Origin of the sequence: Amycolatopsis granulosa (assembly GCF_011758745.1) — a bacterium.
GTDB lineage: Bacteria > Actinomycetota > Actinomycetes > Mycobacteriales > Pseudonocardiaceae > Amycolatopsis_E > Amycolatopsis_E granulosa.
The window spans coordinates 1,938,933-1,959,704 of record NZ_JAANOV010000001.1; the positions used below are offsets into that span (position 1 = coordinate 1,938,933).

Here is a 20,772-nt window from a genome sequence, read left to right on the forward strand (position 1 = left end):
CTCAGGCGCCCACCCGCTCGATGATCAGCTCACGGACGCGCTTGGCGTCGGCCTGACCCTTGGTCGCCTTCATCACGGCACCAACGATGGCGCCCGCGGCCTGGACCTTGCCGCCGCGGATCTTGTCGGCGATGTCCGGCTGCGCGGCCAGCGCCTCGTCGACCGCGGCGAGCAGCGCCGAGTCGTCCGACACGACCTTGAGGCCCCGCTTCTCGACGACCTCGTCCGGCTCGCCCTCGCCGGCCAGCACACCCTTGACCACCTCGCGGGCGAGCTTGTTGGTCAGCTCGCCGGAGTCGACCAGCGCGGCGACGCGGGCGACCTGCGCCGGGGTGATCGGCAGCGCGGCGATCTCGACCTCGCGGGCGTTGGCCTCCTGCGCCAGGAAGTTGACCCACCAGCTGCGCGCGTCGTTCGGCTTCGCACCCGCGGCGACCGTGGCCTCGACCAGCTCGACCGCGCCGGAGTTGAACAGGTCCCGCAGCTCCTCGGCGGAGAGGTTCCACTCGGTCTGGATGCGCTTGCGGCGCGCGGCCGGCATCTCCGGCAGCGTCCCGCGCAGCTCCTCGACCCAGTCACGCGACGGGGCGATCGGGACCAGGTCGGGCTCGGGGAAGTACCGGTAGTCCTCGGCGGTCTCCTTGGTGCGGCCGGGCGAGGTGGTGCCGTCGGCCTCCTGGAAGTGCCGGGTCTCCTGGGTGACCGTGCCACCGGCGGCGAGCACCGCGGCCTGCCGCGTCATCTCGTAGCGCACGGCCCGCTCGACGCTGCGGAAGGAGTTGACGTTCTTCGTCTCGGTGCGGGTGCCGAACTCGCTCGCGCCCTTCGGCATCAGCGACACGTTGGCGTCACAGCGCAGCGAGCCCTGGTCCATCCGCACGTCCGACACGTCCAGCGCACGCAACAGGTCCCGCAGGGCGGTCACGTACGCGCGCGCGACCTCGGGGGCCCGCTCGCCCATGCCGACGATCGGCTTGGTGACGATCTCGATCAGCGGTACACCGGCGCGGTTGTAGTCGAGCAGCGAGTGCTCCGCACCGTGAATCCGTCCGGTCGCTCCGCCGACGTGCAGCGACTTGCCGGTGTCCTCCTCCATGTGCGCGCGCTCGATCTCCACGCGCACGACCTCGCCGTCGTCGAGGGTGACGTCCAGGTAGCCGTTGACCGCGATCGGCTCGTCGTACTGCGAGGTCTGGAAGTTCTTCGGCATGTCCGGGTAGAAGTAGTTCTTCCGGGCGAACCGGCACCACTCGGCGATCTCGCAGTTCAGCGCCAGGCCGATGCGGATCGCGCCCTCGACGCCCTTGCCGTTGAGGACCGGCAGCGCGCCGGGCAGGCCGAGGCAGGTCGGGCACACGTGGGTGTTGGGCTCGCCGCCGAACTCATTCGGGCAGCCGCAGAACATCTTGGTCTTGGTGTTCAGCTCGACGTGCACCTCGAGCCCGAGCACCGGGTCGAACCGCTCGACGACCTCGGCGTAGTCCATGACTTCGGCAACGGCGGTCACGCCGAGACTCCCTTCAGCTCCGGAATCCGGTCGATGATCGGGCCGCGCGCCACCTCGTAGGCGGCGCCGACCCGGTAGAGCCGGTCGTCGGCCAGCGCCGGAGCCATGATCTGCAGCCCGACCGGCAGGCCGTCCTCATCGGACAGTCCGCTGGGCACGCTCATCGCGGCGTTGCCCGCCAGGTTCGCCGGGATCGTGCACAGGTCCGCGAGGTACATCGCCATCGGGTCGTCGACCCGCTCGCCGATCTTGAACGCGGTGGTCGGGGTGGTGGGCGAGACCAGCACGTCGACCTTGGCGAACGCGGCCTCGAAGTCGCGGGCGATCAGGGTCCGCACCTTCTGCGCCGAGCCGTAGTAGGCGTCGTAGTAGCCGGACGACAACGCGTACGTGCCGAGCATGATCCGGCGCTTGACCTCGGCGCCGAAACCGGCTTCCCGCGTGGCCGACATGACCTCTTCGGCGCTGTGCGTGCCGTCGTCGGCGACCCGCAGGCCGTAGCGCATCGCGTCGAAACGGGCCAGGTTCGACGACGCCTCACTCGGCGCGATCAGGTAGTACGCCGGCAGCGCGTAGACGAAGTTCGGGCAGGACACCTCGACGACGTCGGCGCCCAGCGCCGTCAGCTGCTCGACCGCGGCCTCGAAGGAACGCTGCACGCCGGCCTGGTAGCCCTCGCCGCTGAACTCCTTGACCACGCCGACCCGGACGCCGGTGAGGTCACCGCGCAGGCCCTCGCGGGCCGCGGCGACCACCGGCGGCACGGGCGCGTCGATCGAGGTCGAGTCGAGCGGGTCGTGCCCGGCGATGACCTCGTGCAGCAGCGCCGCGTCCAGCACCGTCCGGGCGCACGGCCCGGCCTGGTCGAGCGAGGAGGAGAACGCCACCAGCCCGTACCGGGACACGCCGCCGTAGGTCGGCTTCACGCCGACGGTGCCGGTGACCGCACCCGGCTGGCGGATCGAGCCGCCGGTGTCGGTGCCGATCGCCAGCGGCGCCTCGAAGGCGGCCAGCGACGCGGCCGAGCCGCCGCCGGAACCGCCCGGGATGCGGGCGTGGTCCCACGGGTTGCGCGTGGGGCCGAACGCCGAGTTCTCGGTGGAGGAGCCCATCGCGAACTCGTCCATGTTCGTCTTGCCCAGGATCGGCACGCCCGCCTCGCGCAGCTTGCGCGTGACCGTCGCGTCGTACGGCGGGATCCAGTTCTCCAGGGTCTTCGACCCGCAGGTGGTGGGCACGCCCGCGGTGGCCAGCACGTCCTTGACGGCGAGCGGGACGCCCGCGATCGGTGAGGCGGGGGCCTGGCCCTGCGCCAGCGCGGAGTCCACCGCGCGCGCCGCGGCCAGGGCGCCCTCGGCGTCGACGGTGAGGAACGCGTGCACGGCCTCGTCGACCTCGCCGATGCGGTCCAGGTGCGCCCGCGTGACCTCCTCCGAGGTCACCTCGCGCGCGTGGATCTTCCCGGCCAGCTCGGCCGCGGACAGGCGTGTTAGGTCGGTCACTGTTCCTCCCCCAGGATCCGCGGCACCCGGAAGCGGCCCTCTTCGGCGGCCGGCGCACCGGCCAGGGCCTGCTGCTGGGTCAGCCCGGGCCGGACCACGTCTTCGCGGAAGACGTTCGTGAGCGGCACGGCGTGCGAGGTCGGCGGGACGTCGCCGTCGGCGACCTCGCTGACCTTGGCCACCGCGTCCAGAATCTGGTCGAGCTGACCTGCGAAGACGTTCAGCTCCTCGTCGGTGACGGCGAGCCTGGCGAGCTTGGCCAGGTGCGCGACCTCGTCGCGGGAAATGTTGGGCACGCGGGTGACTCCCGGGGTGTGCGGATCGGTGTTTCGGTGAGACACAAGTCTATGGCGGCGGGGCTTGCGACCTCGACCGGGTTGTGAACGGAGCGCGCGCAATCCGGTCTCGGTAGGCAGACGATGGCTCCCCGTGGCGGCCTTCGTCTGTCACAATCAGCGGCCGGTTGCGCTCCCCGGCGAGGCGGGAGCGCCGGACCCGAGAGGGGTTCACGTGTCCTTCCTGATCCGGGTGCAGCTCCCGGACACGCCAGGAACCCTCGGAGCGGTCGCGACGGCTCTCGGCACGATCGGGGCGGACATCCTCTCGGTGGACGTGGTCGAGCGCGGCGGAGGGGTGGCGATCGACGACATGGTCGTCGAGCTGCCGTCGGGCCGGCTGCCGGACGCGGTGATCACCGCCGCGGAGAGCGTGGAGGGCGTCGAGGTCGACGCGGTGCGCCCCTACGCCGGGGTGCTGGACACCCACCGCGAGCTGGAACTGGTCGAGCAGATCGCCGACCGGCCGGCGTCCGGGTTGGCGGTGCTGGTCGAAGGCGTGCCGCGGATCATCCGCGCGGGATGGGCGATCGTGGTGTCGGTCAGCGCGGGCGGTGTGCAGCGGCTGGCCTCGTCCAGCGCGGCGCCCGAGGTGGCGATCACCCACCTGCCGTGGCTGCCGCTGGAGCGGGCCACGATCCTCGACGCCGAGGACACCTGGGTCCCGGAAACGTGGCAGGAGCTGGGCACCGAGCTCGCCGCGACCCCGCTGGGCAAGCCGGACAAGGCGCTGCTGGTCGGGCGCCCCGGTGGCCCCATGTTCCGCGCCGCCGAGGTCGCGCGGCTGGCCCACCTGGCCGGGATCGTCGCCGTCGTGCTGGACGGCTGATCACCGCAGTTTCGACGGCCACCAGATGCGGCGGCCGACGTCCAGGGTCAGCGCGGGCACCAGCAGCGACCGCACGACCAGCGTGTCGAGCAGGACGCCGAAGGCGACGATGAACGCGATCTGCGCCAGGAACAGGATCGGGATCACCGCCAGGCTGGCGAAGGTCGCCGCGAGCACCACCCCGGCGGAGGTGATGACGCCGCCGGTGAGCGTGAGCCCCCGCAGCGTGCCGTCGCGGGTGCCCGCCCGGACGGCCTCCTCCCGCACCCGCGTCATCAGGAAGATGTTGTAGTCGATCCCGAGCGCCACCAGGAACACGAACCCGAACAGCGGCACCGCCGGATCGGCACCCGGGAAACCCAGCAGGTGGTTGAACACCAGCGCGGACACGCCCATGGTGGCGCCGAAGGACAGCACGACCGTCGCGATCAGCAACAACGGCGCCAGCAGCGCCCGCAGCAGGAGCGCGAGCACCACGAAGATCACCACCAGCACGATCGGGATGATCACCGCGCGGTCCCGTTCGGAGGTCCGCTGCGTGTCGAGCTGGGTGGCGGTGGTGCCGCCCACGACCGCGTCCGCTCCGGGCACGGCGTGCACCGCCGCGCGCACGCGGCCGACCGTGTCCACGGCGGGCTGGGAATCGGCCGCGTCGGTCAGGGTCGCGAGGATCTGCACCCGCCCGCCGACCTGCTTCGGGGCCACGGCGACCTGCGCGACCCCGTCCACCCGGGCCGCCTGGGCCACCGCCGGTGCGGCGCTCGCGTTGGCGATGATCACGGTCGGGGAACCGGAACCGCCCGGGAAGTGCCGGACCAGGACCTCCTGCCCGGCGACCGAGTCGACCGGCGTGAGGAACAGGTCGGTCTGCGCGACCCCGCCGGCCTTGAGCTGCGGCACGAACGCGGCACCAGCGAGCAGCAGCACCGTGGTGCCGATCCAGATCGCCCGCGGCCTGGCCGCGACGGCCGTGGCGATGCGGCCCCAGATCCCGCCGGACTCCGGGTGCGGTGAACCGAACTTCGGCCGGATCGGCCAGAACGCGGCGCGGCCGAGCAGGGCCAGCGCGGCGGGCAGGAACGTGACCGAGGCGAGGAACGCGCAGGCGATGCCGATCGCGGCGACCGGGCCGAGGCCGCGGTTGGACTGCAGGTCGGAGAACAGCAGGCAGAGCACACCGAGCACGACGGTGCCCGCCGACGCCGCGATCGGGGGCATGGTCGCGCGCCAGGCCCGGCGGATCGCCTCGAAGCGGCTTTCGGTGTCGCGCAGCTGTTCCCGGAACCGCGAGACTTGCAGCAGCGCGTAGTCGGTGGCGGCGCCGAAGACGAGGATGAACAGGATGCCCTGGCTCTGGCCGTTGAGGGTCAGCACGTCGTGGTCGGCGAGGACGTAGACGGCCAGGCTGGCCAGGCCGAGCGCGAACACCGCGGAGAGCAGCACGACCAGTGGCAGCAACGGGCTGCGGTAGACGACCACCAGGATGAGTGCCACGACCAGGCCGGCGACCAGCAGCAGGAGGCCGTCGATGCCGCCGAAGGCGGTGACCAGGTCGGCGATCTGCGCGGCCGGGCCGGCGACGAGGACGGTCAGTCCCGCCGGGGGCTGCGCCACTTCGGCGCGGATCCGTTCGACGATCCCGCCGGGCTTGCCGCCGATCCGGACGGGAACGGTCAGTTCGAGAGCCTGGCCGTCGGGCTGGGACAGCTGCGGTCCGGTCGCGCCGGTGACGCCGGGAACGGCTTGCAGACGCTGGGCGGCCGCGGAGAGGAAGGCGGTGTCCGCGGGCGTGATGCCGGCGGTCCGCTCGGCGACGACGATCGCCGGGAGGGTCTGGTCGGCGGAGAAGGTCCGCTGTTCGGCGAGGGCACGGGTGGACTCGGCCGAGGCGGGCAGGAAGGCGGAGTTGTCGTTGGTCGAGACGTCGCTCAGCTTGCCGGCGTAGGGCCCGCCGAACCCGCCGACCGCGAGCCAGGCGATCACGAGCAGAGCGGGGACGAGCCAGCGTGCGATCCTCATCGGCTACTACAGCCCTGGGGTCGGGGGAATCGTTCAGCAGGCTGAACGTTACCGGGAGGCGCGGTTGCCCGCAGAGCACGATCCGGCGAACCGGAGCCCCGGCCGACGCGACGCGGCCTTCCGGCCCATCGAGCTCATCGGACCACTCGGCGAACGGTCATGACAACTGTCATAACTCCGCGCTAGGGTACTTCCCATGAAGGTCGGCTTCCTGGGGCTGGGCGTGATGGGCACGCCGATGGCACTCAACCTGGTCCGGGCGGGAACGCCGCTCGTGGTGTGGAACCGGACGCCGGCGAAGTCCGAGGTGCTGGCGGCCGCGGGCGCGGAGGTCGCGGACAGCGCGGCCGAGGTGTGCGGGCGGGTGGACGTCGTGTTCCTCATGCTCGCCGACGGCGCCGCGGTGGACGCGGTGCTGGGCCGCGGCGGGAGCGGGTTCGCGGCGAACGTAGCCGGGCGGATCGTGGTGCACATGGGCACCACGTCGCCCGGGTATTCGCGCGCGCTGGCGGCGGATGTCGCCGCGGCCGGGGGCCGGTACGTCGAGGCGCCGGTGTCCGGGTCGCGCAAACCGGCCGAAGCGGGGCAGCTCGTGGCGATGCTGGCGGGCGAGCCATCGGCGGTGGCCGCGGTGCGGCCCCTGCTGCGGCCGATGTGCCACCAGGTGGTGGAGTGCGGACCGGCGCCGGGCGCGCTGCTGATGAAACTCGCGGTGAACCTGTACCTGATCACCATGGTGACCGGCCTGGCCGAAGCGGTGCACTTCGCCGAGCGGCAGGGCCTGGACCTGGCACGGTTCGTGGAGGTGCTGGACGCCGGCCCGATGGCCAGCAGCGTGTCCCGGATGAAGGCCGCGAAACTCCTGGCGGGCGATTTCGCGGTGCAGGCGTCGATCGCGGATGTTCTGAAGAACAACCAGCTGATCGCCGAGGCGGCCCGGTCGGCGCGACTGGCGTCACCGCTGCTGGACGTCTGCCACGCCCTCTACGGCGAAACGCTGGAGCTGGGCCACGGCGCCGAAGACATGGCCGCGGTGGTGCGGGCCATCGAACAGCGCACCAACACCGCTGACCGCTGAAGGAGACCGGCGATTTCCCCCTCCGCCGCGACTCCACCACCCGCGCTCCGGGAGGCCCGCGCGGCACTTCCATCATCGCGAACCGCCCGGCTCCGGCCCGCGATCGGTGGCGCGTCAGCGATCAGCAGACCAGCCGGAAAGCCCGCAACCACAGGCCCGGCCGCGGTTCCCAGTCGCGCTGCGGGATGCGCGTGAACCCCAGGCGGGTGTAGAGCCGGTGCGCGGTGCGCATCGCGTCCAGACTGCACAGCACAACCGCCTCGGCGCCGGTCGTGCGCGCCCGGTCCAGCACCGCCCGCACGAGCGCCTCGCCGACGCCCCGGCCGCGGGCCGCGGGCGCGGTGGCCAGCATGCGAAACTCCAGCTCGCCCTCCCGGGCGATCTCCGAGTAGCGCGAACCCGGCTGCACGATCGTCACCGAACCGAGCAGGCCGTTCGCGTCCGCGGCAACCAGCAGCTCCGCGTGCTCGGCGCGGCGGGCGGCATCGGCCAGCTCGCGGGCGTAGTCGTCGTCCTGGCCGATCAGGCCGTCGGCCACGTACGCCGCCGCGGTCAGCGCGCCCACGGCCGGGTACTCCGCCGGCCACGCCGGTCTGACGGTGAACTCACTCACCGGCTTCCTCCCCCGCCGGAAGCGCCACCTCGGCCGCGGCCTCGGGGCCGCGATCCAGCAGGACCTGGAACCCGTTCTCGTCCAGGACGGGGACCTTGAGCTGGACCGCCTTGTCGTACTTGGACCCCGGCGCGTCACCGACCACGACGAACGCCGTCTTCTTCGACACCGAACCGGCGGCCTTGCCGCCGCGCGACATGATCGCCTCCTTGGCCTCGTCCCGCGAGTACGTCGACAACGAGCCGGTCACCACGATCGACAGGCCCTCCAGCGTGCGCGGCACCGACTCGTCGCGTTCCTCCGCCATGCGCACCCCGGCGCGGCGCCACTTCTCCACCACCTCGCGGTGCCAGTCCACGGCGAACCACTCGCGCAGGGCGTTCGCGATGGTCGGGCCCACCCCGTCCACATCGGCCATCGCGGCCTCATCGGCCTGCTCGATCGCCTCCAGCGAACCGAACTCCCGCGCCAGCGCCTGCGCCGCCGTCGGCCCCACGTGCCGGATCGACAGCGCGACCAGCACGCGCCACAGTGGATGGTCCTTCGCACTGTCCAGGTTGGCCAGCAGCTTGCGCCCGTTGGCCGACAGCTCGCCCGCCTTGGTGCGGAACAGCTCGACCCGTTTCAGCTTCTCCTCGTCCAGGTCGAAGATGTCGCCCTCGTCGACGACCACACCGGACTCCAGCAGGGCAGTCGCCGCCTCGTAGCCGAGCATCTCGATGTCGAACGCGCCGCGTCCGGCCAGGTGGAACAGCCGCTCCCGCAGCTGCGCCGGACAGGACCGGGCGTTGGGGCAGCGGATGTCGACGTCGCCCTCCTTCTGGTGGGCGAGCTTCGTGCCGCACTCCGGGCAGAACGTCGGCATCACGAACTGGCGCTCGTCCCCGGTGCGCACGTCCACCACCGGTCCGAGCACCTCGGGAATCACGTCGCCCGCCTTGCGGATCACCACCCGGTCGCCGATCAGCACGCCCTTGCGCTCCACCTCCTGCGCGTTGTGCAGCGTCGCCATCGCGACGGTCGACCCGGCGACCTTCACCGGCTCCATCACCGCGAACGGTGTGACCCGGCCCGTCCGCCCCACGTTGACCTGGATGTCGAGCAGCCGCGTGGTGGCCTCCTCCGGCGGGTACTTGTAGGCGATCGCCCACCGCGGCGCGCGGGACGTGCTGCCCAGCCGCCGTTGCAGCGACACCTGGTCGACCTTCACCACGATGCCGTCGATCTCGTGCTCGGCGTCGTGCCGGTGCTCACCCCAGTACCGGATGTGCTCCAGCAGCTCCGCGGCCTCGTCGACCACCTTCGTGTGACCGGACACCGGCAGCCCCCAGGCGGCCAGCGCCTCGTACGCCTGCGACTGGCGCACCGGCTCGAAGCCCTCGCGCTTGCCGAGCCCGTGGCAGATCAGCCGCAGCTTGCGGCTTCGGGTGACCTTCGGGTCCTTCTGCCGCAGCGAACCGGCCGCGGTGTTGCGCGGGTTGGCGAACGGCGGCTTGCCCGCCTCCACCAGCCGCGCGTTCAGCTCGGCGAAGTCCTCGACCCGGAAGAACACCTCGCCGCGCACCTCGACCAGGTCGGGCACCGGGTACTCGGCGGTGCCGGTCAGCGTCTCCGGCACCTGCTCCAGCGTGCGGACGTTGAGCGTGACGTCCTCACCCGTGCGCCCGTCGCCGCGGGTGAGCCCCCGCACCAGCCGCCCCTTCTCGTAGAGCAGGTTGATGGCCAGCCCGTCGATCTTCAGCTCGCACAGGTACTGCGTGGACCCGCCGACCTCGCGCTCCACCCGCTCGACCCACGCCAGCAGCTCGTCCTCGGCGAAGACGTTGTCCAGGCTCATCATCCGCTCGAGGTGGTCGGCCGCGACGAAGTCGGTGGAGAACGTGCCGCCGACGTTCTGCGTGGGCGAGTCCGGTGTGGCCAGCCCCGGGTACTCCGCCTCCAGCCGCTCGAGCTCCTTGAGCAGCTCGTCGAACTCGCCGTCGGTGATGACCGGCGAGTCCAGCACGTAGTACCGGAACTGGTGCCCGCGCACCTCGTCGGCGAGCGCGCCGTGGCGCTCGCGGACCTCGGCGGGAACCTCGGTGACGTCCTGTGCGGCGGGAGTCTCACTCACAGTCGGTCAGCTTAGTCAGGACCCCCGACACTTTCCGGGTGTTCGCGGTCCAGGCCGCAGACCAGGTCACGCAGTTGCCGGAGGGTGAGGGCACCCGCCGGTTCGCTCTCGGCCGTCTCCACGCGGCGCAACCGCCGCGCGGCCAGCCGTTCACCGAGCGTCGCGTCCAGCGGCAGGAACGTCATGGCCTCGCGGGCGGCTGCGTCGAGTTCACCCAGCAGCGGGTGGTGGACCGCGACGTCGACCACCCCTTCGGCCTCGTCGACCTGCGCCGCGACGCGGACATCGGCCAGCGCGAACGAGCACGAGCCCAGGTTCACGGTCACCCCGGACGGGTCGGGCACCGGCGGCACCGAGTCGTGGAACTCCCAGATCGCGTCGTCCGGCGGGGCCGCCGCCCGCCACGCGTCGGTGAACGGCCGCAGCGCCGGGTCCTCCTGCCCGCTCACCACGAGGGCGTAGATCGCGCGTTGCCCGCGTTCCAGTGACACGTGCAGGTCCGGGTGCAGCTCCGCGACCGCGCCGGCCAGAACCGCCTCGGCCCGCTGCGGTGCGCGGTCGCCGAGCGCGGCGCTGATCTCCGGCAGCATCTCCGACCAGCGGCGCCAGAACCGCTCGGCCGCGGCTGCCGGATCGTCCGGGACCGCCTGCTCTGGCCACGCCGTGCGCGGATCGGGCAGGGCGTCCTCCCGGTTGGAGCGTCGGAACCACCGCATGACCGGACTCCTACCAGCCCTCCGGTGGCTCCACGAACGCCTTGCCCAGATCCGTGGTCAGCTTCAACGCGCGGCGCACCCAGGCGGTCGTGGCACCGGCGAATCCGCAGGTGGGTGTCGGCACCACGCGGTCGGCCAGGGTCGACCGGCCGAACCCGAGCCGGTCCGCGAGCGCCAGAGCGGGCTGCGCGAGCTCGCGCAGAGCCGGCCGGCGCTCCGGTTCCAGCGCCGGCACCAGCCCCAGGAAGAGCACGGTGCCGCTGTCCCACGCCTCCCCCAGCTCGTCCAGCAGCGTCGACGGCGCCCCGGCCAGCAGGGTCGCGTCGATCGCGAGTGCGCCCGCGCCCGCCGCGTGCAGCAGGCCGACCGGCGGCCGCGCGGCGCAGCAGTGCACGACGACCGGCTGGCCGGTGAGCCCGCCCGCGCGCTCGACGACGCGGCTCAGCAGTTCACGTGCCTCCGGCTCGGGCACGGCAGGCACCGTGCCGTAACCCGAGGGGGTGGGCAGGCTCCCGGCGAGCACGGCGGGGAGCATCGGCTCGTCGAACTGGACGACCACTTCGGCCCCGGTGCGGGCCGTGAGCTCCGCGACGTGCGCGGCCAGGCCCTCCAGCGCCGATTCGGTGAACTCGCGCACGGCGCCGCGGTCGGTGAGCACGCGGTGGCCGCGGGGCAGCTCGATCCCGGCGGCCAGCGTCCACGGACCGGCCACCTGCGTCTTGATCACCGGGGCACCGCCCGCCTCGGTGACGGCGTCGAGGTCCCAGCGCAGCAGGTCCACCGCGCGCCGGTGGTCGTGCCCTGGCCGCGCGGCGACCCGGTACCCGCTCGGCACGACCTCGATCGCGAGGTCGACCAGCATCGCGGCGGTCCGTCCGATCAGGTCCGCGCCGGCCCCGCGGGCCGGCAGCTCCGGCAGGTGCGGGAAGGCGGGCAGTTCGCCGAAGACGACCGCTGCCGCCTCGGCCGGGTCGGTACCGGGCATCGATCCCACCGCGGTGGCCGCACCGGGGGGCCAGACGTGTTCGCTCACGCCCATGATTCTCCAAGGCCGCGCGCCCGCGCGCGCCGCAGCCCCACGGGTGCGGCGGGAAATGGCACCGGCCCGATTAGCCGGAAAGGCGCCGGCGCCACGAATCCGGTTAAGCAGGACATTTCCGTGCAATTCACCGGCCGCCTCCCGTTCGGGAATTTCCCTGGCTAACCTTGGTGTGCATGACGAGCGGTTCGCGGCACGCGGGCGGTGGCACGCTGTTCACCGAACCCTACCTGCTGGTCGGCCGGCCCGCGGAGGCTGACGGAGGGTTCGCGGTACGGGACCGGTACGGGCGGCCGCTGGGCACCGTCGTGGCCGCCGGAGCGGGCCCGCTGCGCAAACTGCTGCGGGCCCTGACGAATTCCGCCCGGTTCCGCCCGCGCTGTTTCGAAGTGCGCGACTCGGGCGGAAGTGTCGTGCTCAAAGTGCGCTCGCACGACTCGCGATTCCTGGTGACGCGCGCGGACGGCACCCCGATCGGTGACATCACCCGGCGCGGGCGGGACTGGTTCGCCCTGTCCGCGCAGGGCCGCAGCATCGGCACGCTGGAGGACCCCGGCGGCCCCGGCTTCGCCATCACCGGCGCGGACGGCACCGAAGTGGCGCGGACGTCGAAGGGCGGGCAGCCCGGGGAGCTCGACGAATCCGCTCCAGGCGCCGGTGAGCACGTCGTGGAGGTGCTGGCACAGCTCACCGACCCGCTGGCGAGCCTGGTGATCGCCGCCGCGCTGACCCTGGACCCGGTGTTGCGCCACGGGTGACGCGGGTCTCAACGCCACGAGGTGGACATCCCGCCCGGGAAGTTCCAAAGTGAAATATCCCGGGTTGGAAAGGACGATGAGGTCTCGTGGAACCGATCCCCGAAGGCAGCGCCGAGTGGAGCGAGCCTGGTCTGTACGCCGTGGCGCCGGGCGTGCACCGGATTCCGTTGCCGCTGCCGAACGACGGGTTGCGGGCCGTCAACGTCTACGCCCTGACCGAGGGTTCCGACCTGGTGCTCATCGACTCCGGCTGGGCACTGGCCGAAGCGCGCGAGCAACTCGCGGCCGCGCTCAAGGGGCTGGGCGCCGAGCTCGGCGACGTGAGCCAGTTCCTGGTCACCCACGTGCACCGTGACCATTACACGCAGGCCGTGGCGCTGCGGCGGGAGTTCGGCGGGCGCGTCGCGCTGGGCGAGCTGGAGGAACCGTCGTTGCGCCTGAGCGCCGACCCGGACGTCCTGCCGCTGATCGGCCAGATCCGCGCGCTGCGGGCGAGCGGCGCGGGCCCGGTGGCCGACGAGCTGGTCCGGGTGTTCGAGATCCACGGCAGCAACACCGAGGCCGGCACCTGGGAGCTGCCCGACGAGTGGCTCACGCCGGGGCGGCGCACGGTACTGCCCGGCCGCGCCCTCGACGTCGTGCCCACCCCCGGGCACACGGCCGGGCACGTGGTGTTCGACGACGGCGCCGCCGGGCTGATGTTCACCGGGGACCACGTGCTGCCGCACATCACGCCGTCGATCGGGTTCCAGCCCGTGCCGGCGGAGCTGCCGCTGCGGGACTTCCTCGATTCGCTGCGGCTCGTGCGCGGCATGCCGGACCGCCGGATGCTGCCGGCGCACGGCCCGGTGACCGACAGCGTGCACGCGCGCGTGGACGAGCTGCTGGACCACCACGCCCAGCGGCTGGACGTGATCGCGAAGACCATTGTGGACGGTGCGGGTACGGCCTACGAGTCGTCGTCGCGGATGGGCTGGACGCGCCGGCAGCGCAAACTGGGCGAGCTGGACGTCTTCAACCAGATGCTCGCGGTGCTGGAGACGGCGGCGCACCTCGACCTGCTGGTGCACCAGGGCAAGCTCCGGCTCGCGGTCGAGGATGGGGTGCGCCACTACGCGGTAGCGTAGGGTGGGGGGTACGGGCAGGCCCGTTCGCGGTTCACGCCGGTCGCCGCCCGTCTGCCGAGGAGTCGCATGACCCAGCACCACCCCGCGCCGCGCGCGCAGGTCGCCCTGTTCAGCCACCCCGACACGCCGGAACCCGCGTCCGCGCCCGGCCGGACGGCCGACGCGCGGGAGGTCCGGTTCCAGCCTCCCGCGCAGCGGACCGCGCCGCCTAGGCGAACCGGTCGCGCAGCTCACGCTTGAGGATCTTGCCCGACGCGTTGCGCGGCAGGTCCGGGACGAACCGGACCGCCTTCGGCACCTTGAAGGCGGACAGCCTGCCGCGCACGTGGGCGATCAGCTCGTCCGGTTCGACGTCCCGTTTGGACACGACGACCGCGGTGATCGCCTCGATCCACTTCTCGTCCGGGACGCCGATCACCGCGGCCTCGGCCACCGCCGGGTGGGTGTAGAGCGCGTCCTCCACCTCCCGGGACGCGACGAGCACCCCGCCGGTGTTGATCACGTCCTTGATGCGGTCGACGACGTAGATGTAGCCCTCCTCGTCGATCCGCACCAGGTCGCCGGAGTGGAACCAGCCGTCCCGGAACGCCTCGGCGGTCTCCTCCGGCTTGTCCCAGTAGCCCTCGCACAGCTGCGGGCTGCGGTAGACGCACTCCCCGGACCCGCCGGGCGCCACGTCGTTGCCGTCGGCGTCCACCACGCGCAGCTCGACGAACAACGCGGGGCGGCCGGCCGAATCGGGGCGCTCCGCGTGGTCCTCCGGCCGCAGGATCGTCGCCAGCGGGCCGATTTCGGATTGCCCGAAGCAGTTGTAGAACCCGAGCTCCGGCATGGCCTGACGGAGGCGGTCGAGCACCGGGCCGGGCATGATCGAGGCGCCGTAGTAGGCCTTGCGCAACGCGCTGAGGTCCCGCGCGCCGAAGTCCGGGTGGTTGGCCAGCGCGACCCACAGCGTGGGCGCGGCGAAGAAGGCGCCGTGCCGGTCCTCCGCCAGGCGGCGCAGGATGTCGGCCGGGTCCGGGGTCTCGAGGAGGGTGTTCGTCGCGCCGACGGCGAGCCACGGCACGAGGAACACGTGCATCTGCGCGGAGTGGTACAGCGGCATGACGTGCAGCGGCGCGTCGCCGGCGGTGAGGTCGAGGCCGGCGATGCACGACAGGTACTCGTGGACCAGGGCGCGGTGCGTCATCATCGCGCCCTTCGGCCGCGAGGTCGTGCCCGAGGTGTAGAGCAGCTGGACCAGGTCGCCGTCGCCGACTTCGGCGTCCAGCTCGGGCACCTCGCCGGACAGCGAGACGAGCGAGCCGTCGGCGTCGCGCAGCGGCACGACCCGGTCGACGGACGGCAGGTTGCCGGCCAGCGCGGGATCGGCGAGCGCGACCCGGCTGCCGGATTGCTCGACCAGGTAGGCCAGTTCGTCGCCGGTGAGGTTGTAGTTGACCGGGACGTGCACCAGCCCGGCGCGGGCGCAGGCGAGGAAGCCGATCAGGTAGGCGTCGGAGTTTCTGCCGTAGGCGGCGACCCGGTCGCCCTTGACGAGCCCGAGGCCGAGCAGGTGCGCCGCGGCGCGGGTCACGGCCGCGTCGAGTTCGGCGTAGGTCCACTGCCGGTCGGCGAACCGCAGGGCGACGCGGGCGGGCCAGCGGGCCGCGCTGCGGCGGAGGATGTCCGCGACGGTGCTGGAACGGAGCGTGGTCAAGGGGAACTCCTCCTTCGGCGCCGGTGCCGTGGTCGACTGTCGTCAGTGAGATCCACATTAGACGTGCCCGGCGTCCCGATGTCGAGGCGATCGTCGCGATGCCCGGCTTCGGAACCAGGCGCCTGGGCTGCGAGACGATGCTCCGACGGGACGACCGCGCGCCGCGTGGCCGTTCCGAGGGCCGGCGCCACCGGACGGCTCAGGGCGCGGGCTCCCAGTTCCGCACCAGGTCCAGCAGTCCCGGGAACCGCGCCTGGAGGTCCGCCACGCGGACTTCGCTGCGCCGCTCCAGCCCGTACTGCCGCTGGGTCGTCACCCCGGCCTCACGCAGCAGTTTGAAGTGGTGGGTCAGAGTCGACTTCGGCCGGTCGATCCCGAACCAGCCGCAGGAGCGGGGCACGTCCGGCGATTCCAGCAACAGCTTCTGCACCATCGCCAGGCGCAGGGGGTCGCTGAGCGCGGACAGGATCTTCTCCAGCCGGATGTCCTCGCGGGCCGGCTGTGGCAGCACCTCTGTGGCAGACGTCATGATCCCTCCTCAGTACGAAGAATATCGTACTTGCCCTTAGTTCGACTATCTTCGAACCAGTACGAAGAGCTTCGAACCTAAGGAGCACGATGCCCTCGAACCGCACCGTCTGGCTCGCCGCGTGGCCGGTCCTCGCCGTCTTCGTCCTGTCCAACACCCCCACTCCGCTGTATGTGCTCTGGCAACGGGAACTCGGGTTCTCCGCCGGTGTCCTGACCGTCGTCTTCGCCTGCTACATCGCGGGTCTGCTCGGGGCGCTCCTGGTCGCCGGCGTGGTCTCCGACCGCATCGGCCGCAAACCGGTGCTGCTGCCCGCGCTCGGCCTCGGCATCGTGGCCTGCGTGTTGTTCGCCACCGCCGGGTCGGTACTCGTCCTGGCGATCGCGCGGTTCCTCGCCGGGCTCGCGGTCGGGGCCGCGGTGTCGGCCGGCATGGCCGCCGTCAACGACGTCGCGCCCCGGCGGACCAGGACCGCCGCGCTGGCCTCCTCCACCGCGATGGTCCTCGGCGCCGGGCTCGGCCCGCTGCTGGCCGGTGTGGTGTCGGAAACGCTGCCCGGCCCGACCGTCACCATCTTCGTGGCCGAGATCGTCCTGCTCGTCTCGGCGGTGATCGTGGTCGCGCGGCTGCCGCTCCCCCGGCCGCGCGGCAGCGAGCGCACCTGGATCCGCATCCCGCAGGTGCATCCGGACGGGCGAGGTGCGGTGCTGCGGGGCATCGCCGTGTTCGCCCCGGGCATCACGGCCACCTCGTTCGTGCTGTCCCTGGGCCCGTCCGTCCTGACCGGCCTTGTGGGCAGCACCAACCGGATCGTCGCCGGGGCGCTCGCGTTCGTCATGTTCCTGGGCGCCACCGGCATCCAGTTCGCCGTGCGCGGTCTGCCGGTGCGCGCGATCCTGCTCGCCGGTGCCACCTCCACCACCGCGAGCATGGCGGCCCTGATCGTCTCGCTGCAGACCTCGTCCCTCGTGCTGCTGACGGCCGCGGCGGTGCTCGCCGGCACCGGCCAGGGCATGGGCCAGTTCGGCGGACTCACCTTGATCAACGCGGCCGTGCCGGCGAACCGCCTGGCGGAGGCGACCGCCGCGCAGAACGTCGGCGGCTACCTGCCCGCCGCGATCCTCCCGCTGGCCGCGGGATTCCTCAGCGACGCCACCGGTCTCGCCGCCGGGACCACCGCGTTCGGGATCGTCGTGATCGCCGCCGCGGTGGCGGGCGGCCTCGTCGCAGGGCGACGGGACCGCCCGCGCCCTCAGCCCGCTGCCTCCACCGGGCTGCCGAACTGCGCGGAGTACAGCCGGTAGTAGGCCCCGCCCGCGGCCAGCAGTTCCTCGTGCGTGCCCTGTTCCACGATCCGCCCCGACTCCATGACCAGGATGAGGTCGGCGTCGCGGATCGTGGACAGGCGGTGCGCGATGACGAAACTCGTCCGGTCCGTCCGCAGCGCCGCCATCGCCTGCTGCAGCAGCGCCTCGGTGCGGGTGTCGACCGAGCTGGTGGCCTCGTCGAGGATCAGCAGCGACGGGTCGGCCAGGAACGCGCGGGCGATCGTGACCAGTTGTTTCTCGCCCGCACTGAGGTTGGTGCCCTCGTCGTCGATGACCGTGTCGTAGCCGCCGGGCAGGCTGCGCACGAACCGGTCGACGAAGGTGGCCCTGGCGGCCGCCTCGATCTCCTCGCCGGTCGCGCCCGGGTTGCCGTAGGCGATGTTGTCCCGGATCGTGCCGTGGAACAGCCAGGTGTCCTGCAGCACCATGCCGGTCTGGCCGCGCAGCTCGTCCCGGGACATCTCGGTGATGTCCACGCCGTCCAGCGTGATCCGGCCCGCGTCCAGCTCGTAGAACCGCATGACGAGGTTCACCAGCGTGGTCTTGCCGGCCCCGGTCGGGCCGACGATCGCCACCGTCTGCCCCGGCTCGGCCACCAGCGACAGGTCCTCGATCAGCGGCCGTTCGCGGTCGTAGGAGAAGTCCACGTGCTCGAACTCGACCCGGCCGCGGCGCCGCTCCGGTAGTTTGGGCGAGCCGGTGTCGGGCTCCTGTTCCGGCGCGTCGAGCAGCTCGAACACGCGCTCCGCGGAGGCGACGCCGGACTGCAACAGGTTCGCCATCGACGCGGCCTGCGTCAGCGGCTGGGTGAACTGGCGCGAGTACTGCAGGAACGCCTGCACGTCGCCGAGGGTCATCGTGCCGGTCGCCACGCGCAGCCCGCCGACCACCGCCAGCACGACGTAGCTGAGGTTCGACAGGAACATCATCGCCGGCATGATGATCCCGGAGACGAACTGCGCGCCCATCCCGGCCTGGTAGAGGTTTCCGTTGCGGCGCCCGAACTCGGCCTCGACCTCGCGGCGGCGGCCGAACACGGTCACCAGCTCGTGGCCGGTGAACGCCTCCTCGATGTGCGCGTTGAGGGAGCCGGTGTGCTTCCACTGCGCCACGAACAGCTTCTGCGAGCGCTTCCCGATCGCCCGCGTCAGCAGGATCGACACCGGTACCACCAGCAACGCGATCACCGCGAGCAGCGGCGAGACGACGAACATCATCACCAGCACGCCGATCAGCATCAGCAGCGAGGTGAGCAGCTGGCTCAGGGTCTGTTGCAGCGTCTGGGAGATGTTGTCGATGTCATTGGTGACCCGGGACAGCAGCTCACCGCGCGGCTGCCCGTCGAAGTACCGCAACGGCAGCCGGTGCAGCTTCGCCTCGACGTCCTCGCGCAGCCGGAACACCACCCGCTGCACGGCGCCGTTGAGCAGGTACCCCTGCAACCACCCGAACACCGACGCGGCGACGTACAGCGCCAGCACCCAGGACAGCACGGTGCCCAGCGCGCCGAAGTCGATGCCCTGCCCGGGCACCAGGTTCATGCGGGCGAGCATGTCGGCGAGGTTGTCGTTGCCCGCCGCCCGCGCCGCGGCGACCGCCTCCTCGGTGGTCGTGCCCGCGGGCAGGCGGCTGGAGATGAAGCCGCCGAAGATGATGTCGGTGGCGCGGCCGAGGATCTTCGGTCCCACCACGGACAACGCGACGCTGATCACGCCGAGGGCGACGACGGACGAGATCGTCAGGCGTTCGGGACGCAACCGTCCCAGCAACCTCCGCGCACCGTCGGCGAAGCTCTTCGGCTTCTGGCCGGGCGCACCGGCCGCCGCTCCGGGAAAACCTGGTCTGGTCACGCCGCTTCCTCCGCGGTGAGCTGGGACTCCACGATCTCGAGGTAGGTGGGGCACTCGCGCAGCAGCTCGTCGTGCGTGCCGAGGCCGACGATTTCGCCGTTCTCCAGCACGATGATCTGGTCGGCGTTGACGATGGTCGACACCCGTTGCGCCACCACGACCACCGCGGCGTTCGCGGTGTGCGGTGCGAGCGCGGCCCGCAACCGCGCGTCGGTTGCCAGGTCGAGGGCCGAGAACGAGTCGTCGAACAGGTAGACCTCCGGTTTGCGCACCAGCGCCCGCGCGATCGCGAGCCGCTGCCGCTGTCCACCGGAGACGTTCGTGCCGCCCTGGGCGATCGGGGCGTCCAGCCCGCCGGGCATCTCCGTCACGAACTCCCGGGCCTGCGCGATCTCCAGCGCCTCCCACAGTTCCCCGTCGGTGGCGTCCGGGTTGCCGTACCGCAGGTTGCTCGCCACCGTGCCGGTGAACAGGTACGGCCGCTGCGGCACCAGCCCGATGCGGCCCCACAGCAGGTCGGGGTCGAGTTCGCGGACGTCCACGCCGTCGACGAGCACCCGTCCGGCGGTCGCGTCCACGAGCCGGGGCACCAGGGACAGCAGCGTGGTCTTGCCGGCACCGGTGCTGCCGATGATCGCGGTGGTCCGGCCGGCCTCAGCGCGGAAGCTGATGTCCCGCAGCACCGGCGCGTCCGCGCCCGGGTAGCGGAACTCCACCCCCTGGAACTCGACCGCACCGTGCTCGGGCACCTCGCGGACCGGCCGCAGCGGCGGGCGCACCGACGGTTCGGTGTCCAGCACCTCGGCGATCCGCTCGGCGCACACGGCCGCGCGCGGGATCATCGTCGCGATCATGGTCGCCATCGTGACCGACATCAGGATCTGGATCAGGTAGGTCAGGAACGCCGTCAGCGCGCCGATCTGCATCGCCCCGCTCGCCACGCGGTGCGCGCCGAACCACAGCACCGCGACGCTGGACGCGTTGAGCACCAGCATGACCGTGGGGAAGATGAGCGCCTGCAGGCGGCCCACGCGCAGCGCGGTGACCGTCAGCGCGTCGTTGGCGCCGGCGAAGCGCCGCGCCTCGTCGCGTTCGCGGACGAACGCCCGCACCACCCTGATCCCGGACAGCTGCTCCCGCAGCACCTGGTTGACCCGGTCGATGCGGGTCTGCATGAGCCGGAACTGCGGCACCATGCGCGACACGATCAGCAGGATCGCGGCGAGCAGCACCGGTATCGCGACCAGCAGCAGCCAGGACAGCCCGACGTCCTGCTGGAGCGCGAGCACGATGCCGCCGATGCACATGATCGGCGCCATGATCAGGATGGTGCAGCCCATCACCACGATCATCTGCACCTGCTGCACGTCGTTGGTGGTGCGGGTGATCAGCGACGGCGCGCCGAACTGCGCCACCTCGCGTGCGGAGAAGCCGCCCACGCGGTGGAAGACCGCGGCGCGCACGTCCCGCCCGAACCCGGCCGCGCTGCGGGCGCCGAAGTACACCGCGCCGATGGAGCAGGCGATCTGCAGCAGCGTCACGGCGAGCATCCAGCCACCGGTGGAGAAGATGTAGCCGGTGTCCCCGGTGGCCACCCCCTTGTCGATGATGTCGGCGTTGAGGCTCGGCAGGTACAGCGACGCGATGGTGCCGACGAGCTGGAGCACCACCACGCCCGCCAGCGCGCGCCAGTACGGACGCAGGAAGGTCCGCAACACGCGGTTGAGCAC

17 protein-coding genes are annotated in these 20,772 nt (G+C 72.0%); 5 read left to right on the forward strand and 12 right to left on the reverse strand.

Features of this window, described 5'->3' with window-relative positions; translation table 11 throughout:
• Position 1: 1 nt before the first annotated feature.
• From gatB to gatC, 3 genes are read right to left on the reverse strand one after another with little or no spacing between them, the layout of a single operon-like run.
• Positions 2 to 1,507 (reverse strand): Asp-tRNA(Asn)/Glu-tRNA(Gln) amidotransferase subunit GatB, encoded by a 1,506-nt coding sequence (gene gatB, locus FHX45_RS09310; protein ID WP_167098788.1) that lies wholly within the window; start codon positions 1,505 to 1,507, stop codon positions 2 to 4.
• Entirely contained in the window at positions 1,504 to 3,009 is a 1,506-nt protein-coding gene (gene gatA / locus FHX45_RS09315) for an Asp-tRNA(Asn)/Glu-tRNA(Gln) amidotransferase subunit GatA (protein WP_167098791.1), read from the reverse strand. The genes gatB and gatA overlap by 4 nt, the downstream gene beginning before the upstream one ends.
• The gene (gatC, locus tag FHX45_RS09320; protein ID WP_167098794.1) at positions 3,006 to 3,305 is read right to left on the reverse strand and encodes an Asp-tRNA(Asn)/Glu-tRNA(Gln) amidotransferase subunit GatC; all 300 of its coding nucleotides are present in this window, start codon (positions 3,303 to 3,305) and stop codon (positions 3,006 to 3,008) included. Before gatC ends, gatA begins: the two co-directional genes overlap by 4 nt.
• Positions 3,306 to 3,519: 214 nt before the next feature.
• On the opposite strand from gatC, the gene FHX45_RS09325 reads away from it, so the two are divergent.
• Positions 3,520 to 4,173 (forward strand): ACT domain-containing protein, encoded by a 654-nt coding sequence (locus FHX45_RS09325; protein WP_167098797.1) that lies wholly within the window; start codon positions 3,520 to 3,522, stop codon positions 4,171 to 4,173.
• On the opposite strand, the gene FHX45_RS09330 is transcribed toward FHX45_RS09325, so the two are convergent.
• On the reverse strand, positions 4,174 to 6,192 hold the full coding sequence (locus FHX45_RS09330) for an MMPL family transporter (protein ID WP_167098800.1): 2,019 nt from the start codon (positions 6,190 to 6,192) through the stop codon (positions 4,174 to 4,176). It lies immediately after the preceding gene.
• A 196-nt stretch (positions 6,193 to 6,388) separates the two neighbouring features.
• On the opposite strand from FHX45_RS09330, the gene FHX45_RS09335 reads away from it, so the two are divergent.
• Positions 6,389 to 7,270, forward strand: coding sequence for an NAD(P)-dependent oxidoreductase (locus FHX45_RS09335; protein ID WP_167098803.1), 882 nt, complete (start codon positions 6,389 to 6,391; stop codon positions 7,268 to 7,270).
• Between the two features lie 121 nt (positions 7,271 to 7,391).
• Here the strand turns inward: FHX45_RS09335 and FHX45_RS09340 are convergent, their stop codons facing one another.
• From FHX45_RS09340 to FHX45_RS09355, 4 genes are read right to left on the reverse strand one after another with little or no spacing between them, the layout of a single operon-like run.
• On the reverse strand, positions 7,392 to 7,883 hold the full coding sequence (locus FHX45_RS09340) for a GNAT family N-acetyltransferase (RefSeq protein ID WP_167098806.1): 492 nt from the start codon (positions 7,881 to 7,883) through the stop codon (positions 7,392 to 7,394).
• Positions 7,876 to 9,996 carry an NAD-dependent DNA ligase LigA gene (ligA, locus tag FHX45_RS09345; protein ID WP_167098809.1) on the reverse strand — a complete coding sequence of 707 codons (2,121 nt, stop codon included), beginning with the start codon at positions 9,994 to 9,996 and terminating at the stop codon, positions 7,876 to 7,878. Before ligA ends, FHX45_RS09340 begins: the two co-directional genes overlap by 8 nt.
• A gap of 11 nt (positions 9,997 to 10,007) precedes the next feature.
• Positions 10,008 to 10,712, reverse strand: coding sequence for a hypothetical protein (locus tag FHX45_RS09350; RefSeq protein ID WP_167098812.1), 705 nt, complete (start codon positions 10,710 to 10,712; stop codon positions 10,008 to 10,010).
• A 10-nt stretch (positions 10,713 to 10,722) separates the two neighbouring features.
• Positions 10,723 to 11,745, reverse strand: a complete 1,023-nt coding sequence (locus FHX45_RS09355; protein ID WP_167098814.1) for a uroporphyrinogen decarboxylase/cobalamine-independent methonine synthase family protein — start codon at positions 11,743 to 11,745, stop codon at positions 10,723 to 10,725.
• A 182-nt stretch (positions 11,746 to 11,927) separates the two neighbouring features.
• Here FHX45_RS09355 and FHX45_RS09360 point away from each other — a divergent pair, with 182 nt between their 5' ends.
• Both FHX45_RS09360 and FHX45_RS09365 read left to right on the forward strand, forming a co-directional pair.
• Positions 11,928 to 12,509, forward strand: coding sequence for a hypothetical protein (locus FHX45_RS09360; RefSeq protein WP_167098816.1), 582 nt, complete (start codon positions 11,928 to 11,930; stop codon positions 12,507 to 12,509).
• Between the two features lie 86 nt (positions 12,510 to 12,595).
• Positions 12,596 to 13,636: an MBL fold metallo-hydrolase gene (locus FHX45_RS09365; protein ID WP_167098818.1), complete on the forward strand. Its 1,041-nt coding sequence runs from the start codon at positions 12,596 to 12,598 to the stop codon at positions 13,634 to 13,636.
• Positions 13,637 to 13,844: 208 nt separating this feature from the next.
• Here FHX45_RS09365 and FHX45_RS09370 read toward each other — a convergent pair whose 3' ends face one another.
• Together FHX45_RS09370 and FHX45_RS09375 are read right to left on the reverse strand one after the other, a co-directional pair.
• Positions 13,845 to 15,335, reverse strand: a complete 1,491-nt coding sequence (locus FHX45_RS09370; RefSeq protein ID WP_167098820.1) for an acyl-CoA synthetase — start codon at positions 15,333 to 15,335, stop codon at positions 13,845 to 13,847.
• 199 nt (positions 15,336 to 15,534) lie between these two features.
• Positions 15,535 to 15,864 carry an ArsR/SmtB family transcription factor gene (locus FHX45_RS09375; protein ID WP_167098822.1) on the reverse strand — a complete coding sequence of 110 codons (330 nt, stop codon included), beginning with the start codon at positions 15,862 to 15,864 and terminating at the stop codon, positions 15,535 to 15,537.
• An 89-nt stretch (positions 15,865 to 15,953) separates the two neighbouring features.
• Between FHX45_RS09375 and FHX45_RS09380 the strand changes: the two genes are divergently transcribed.
• Positions 15,954 to 17,168, forward strand: coding sequence for an MFS transporter (locus tag FHX45_RS09380; protein WP_167098824.1), 1,215 nt, complete (start codon positions 15,954 to 15,956; stop codon positions 17,166 to 17,168).
• On the opposite strand, the gene FHX45_RS09385 is transcribed toward FHX45_RS09380, so the two are convergent.
• Positions 17,117 to 19,042 carry an ABC transporter transmembrane domain-containing protein gene (locus tag FHX45_RS09385; RefSeq protein WP_167098826.1) on the reverse strand — a complete coding sequence of 642 codons (1,926 nt, stop codon included), beginning with the start codon at positions 19,040 to 19,042 and terminating at the stop codon, positions 17,117 to 17,119. The two genes, FHX45_RS09380 and FHX45_RS09385, sit on opposite strands and share 52 nt — an antisense overlap.
• Positions 19,039 to 20,772: an ABC transporter transmembrane domain-containing protein gene (locus FHX45_RS09390; RefSeq protein ID WP_167098828.1), complete on the reverse strand. Its 1,734-nt coding sequence runs from the start codon at positions 20,770 to 20,772 to the stop codon at positions 19,039 to 19,041. Before FHX45_RS09390 ends, FHX45_RS09385 begins: the two co-directional genes overlap by 4 nt.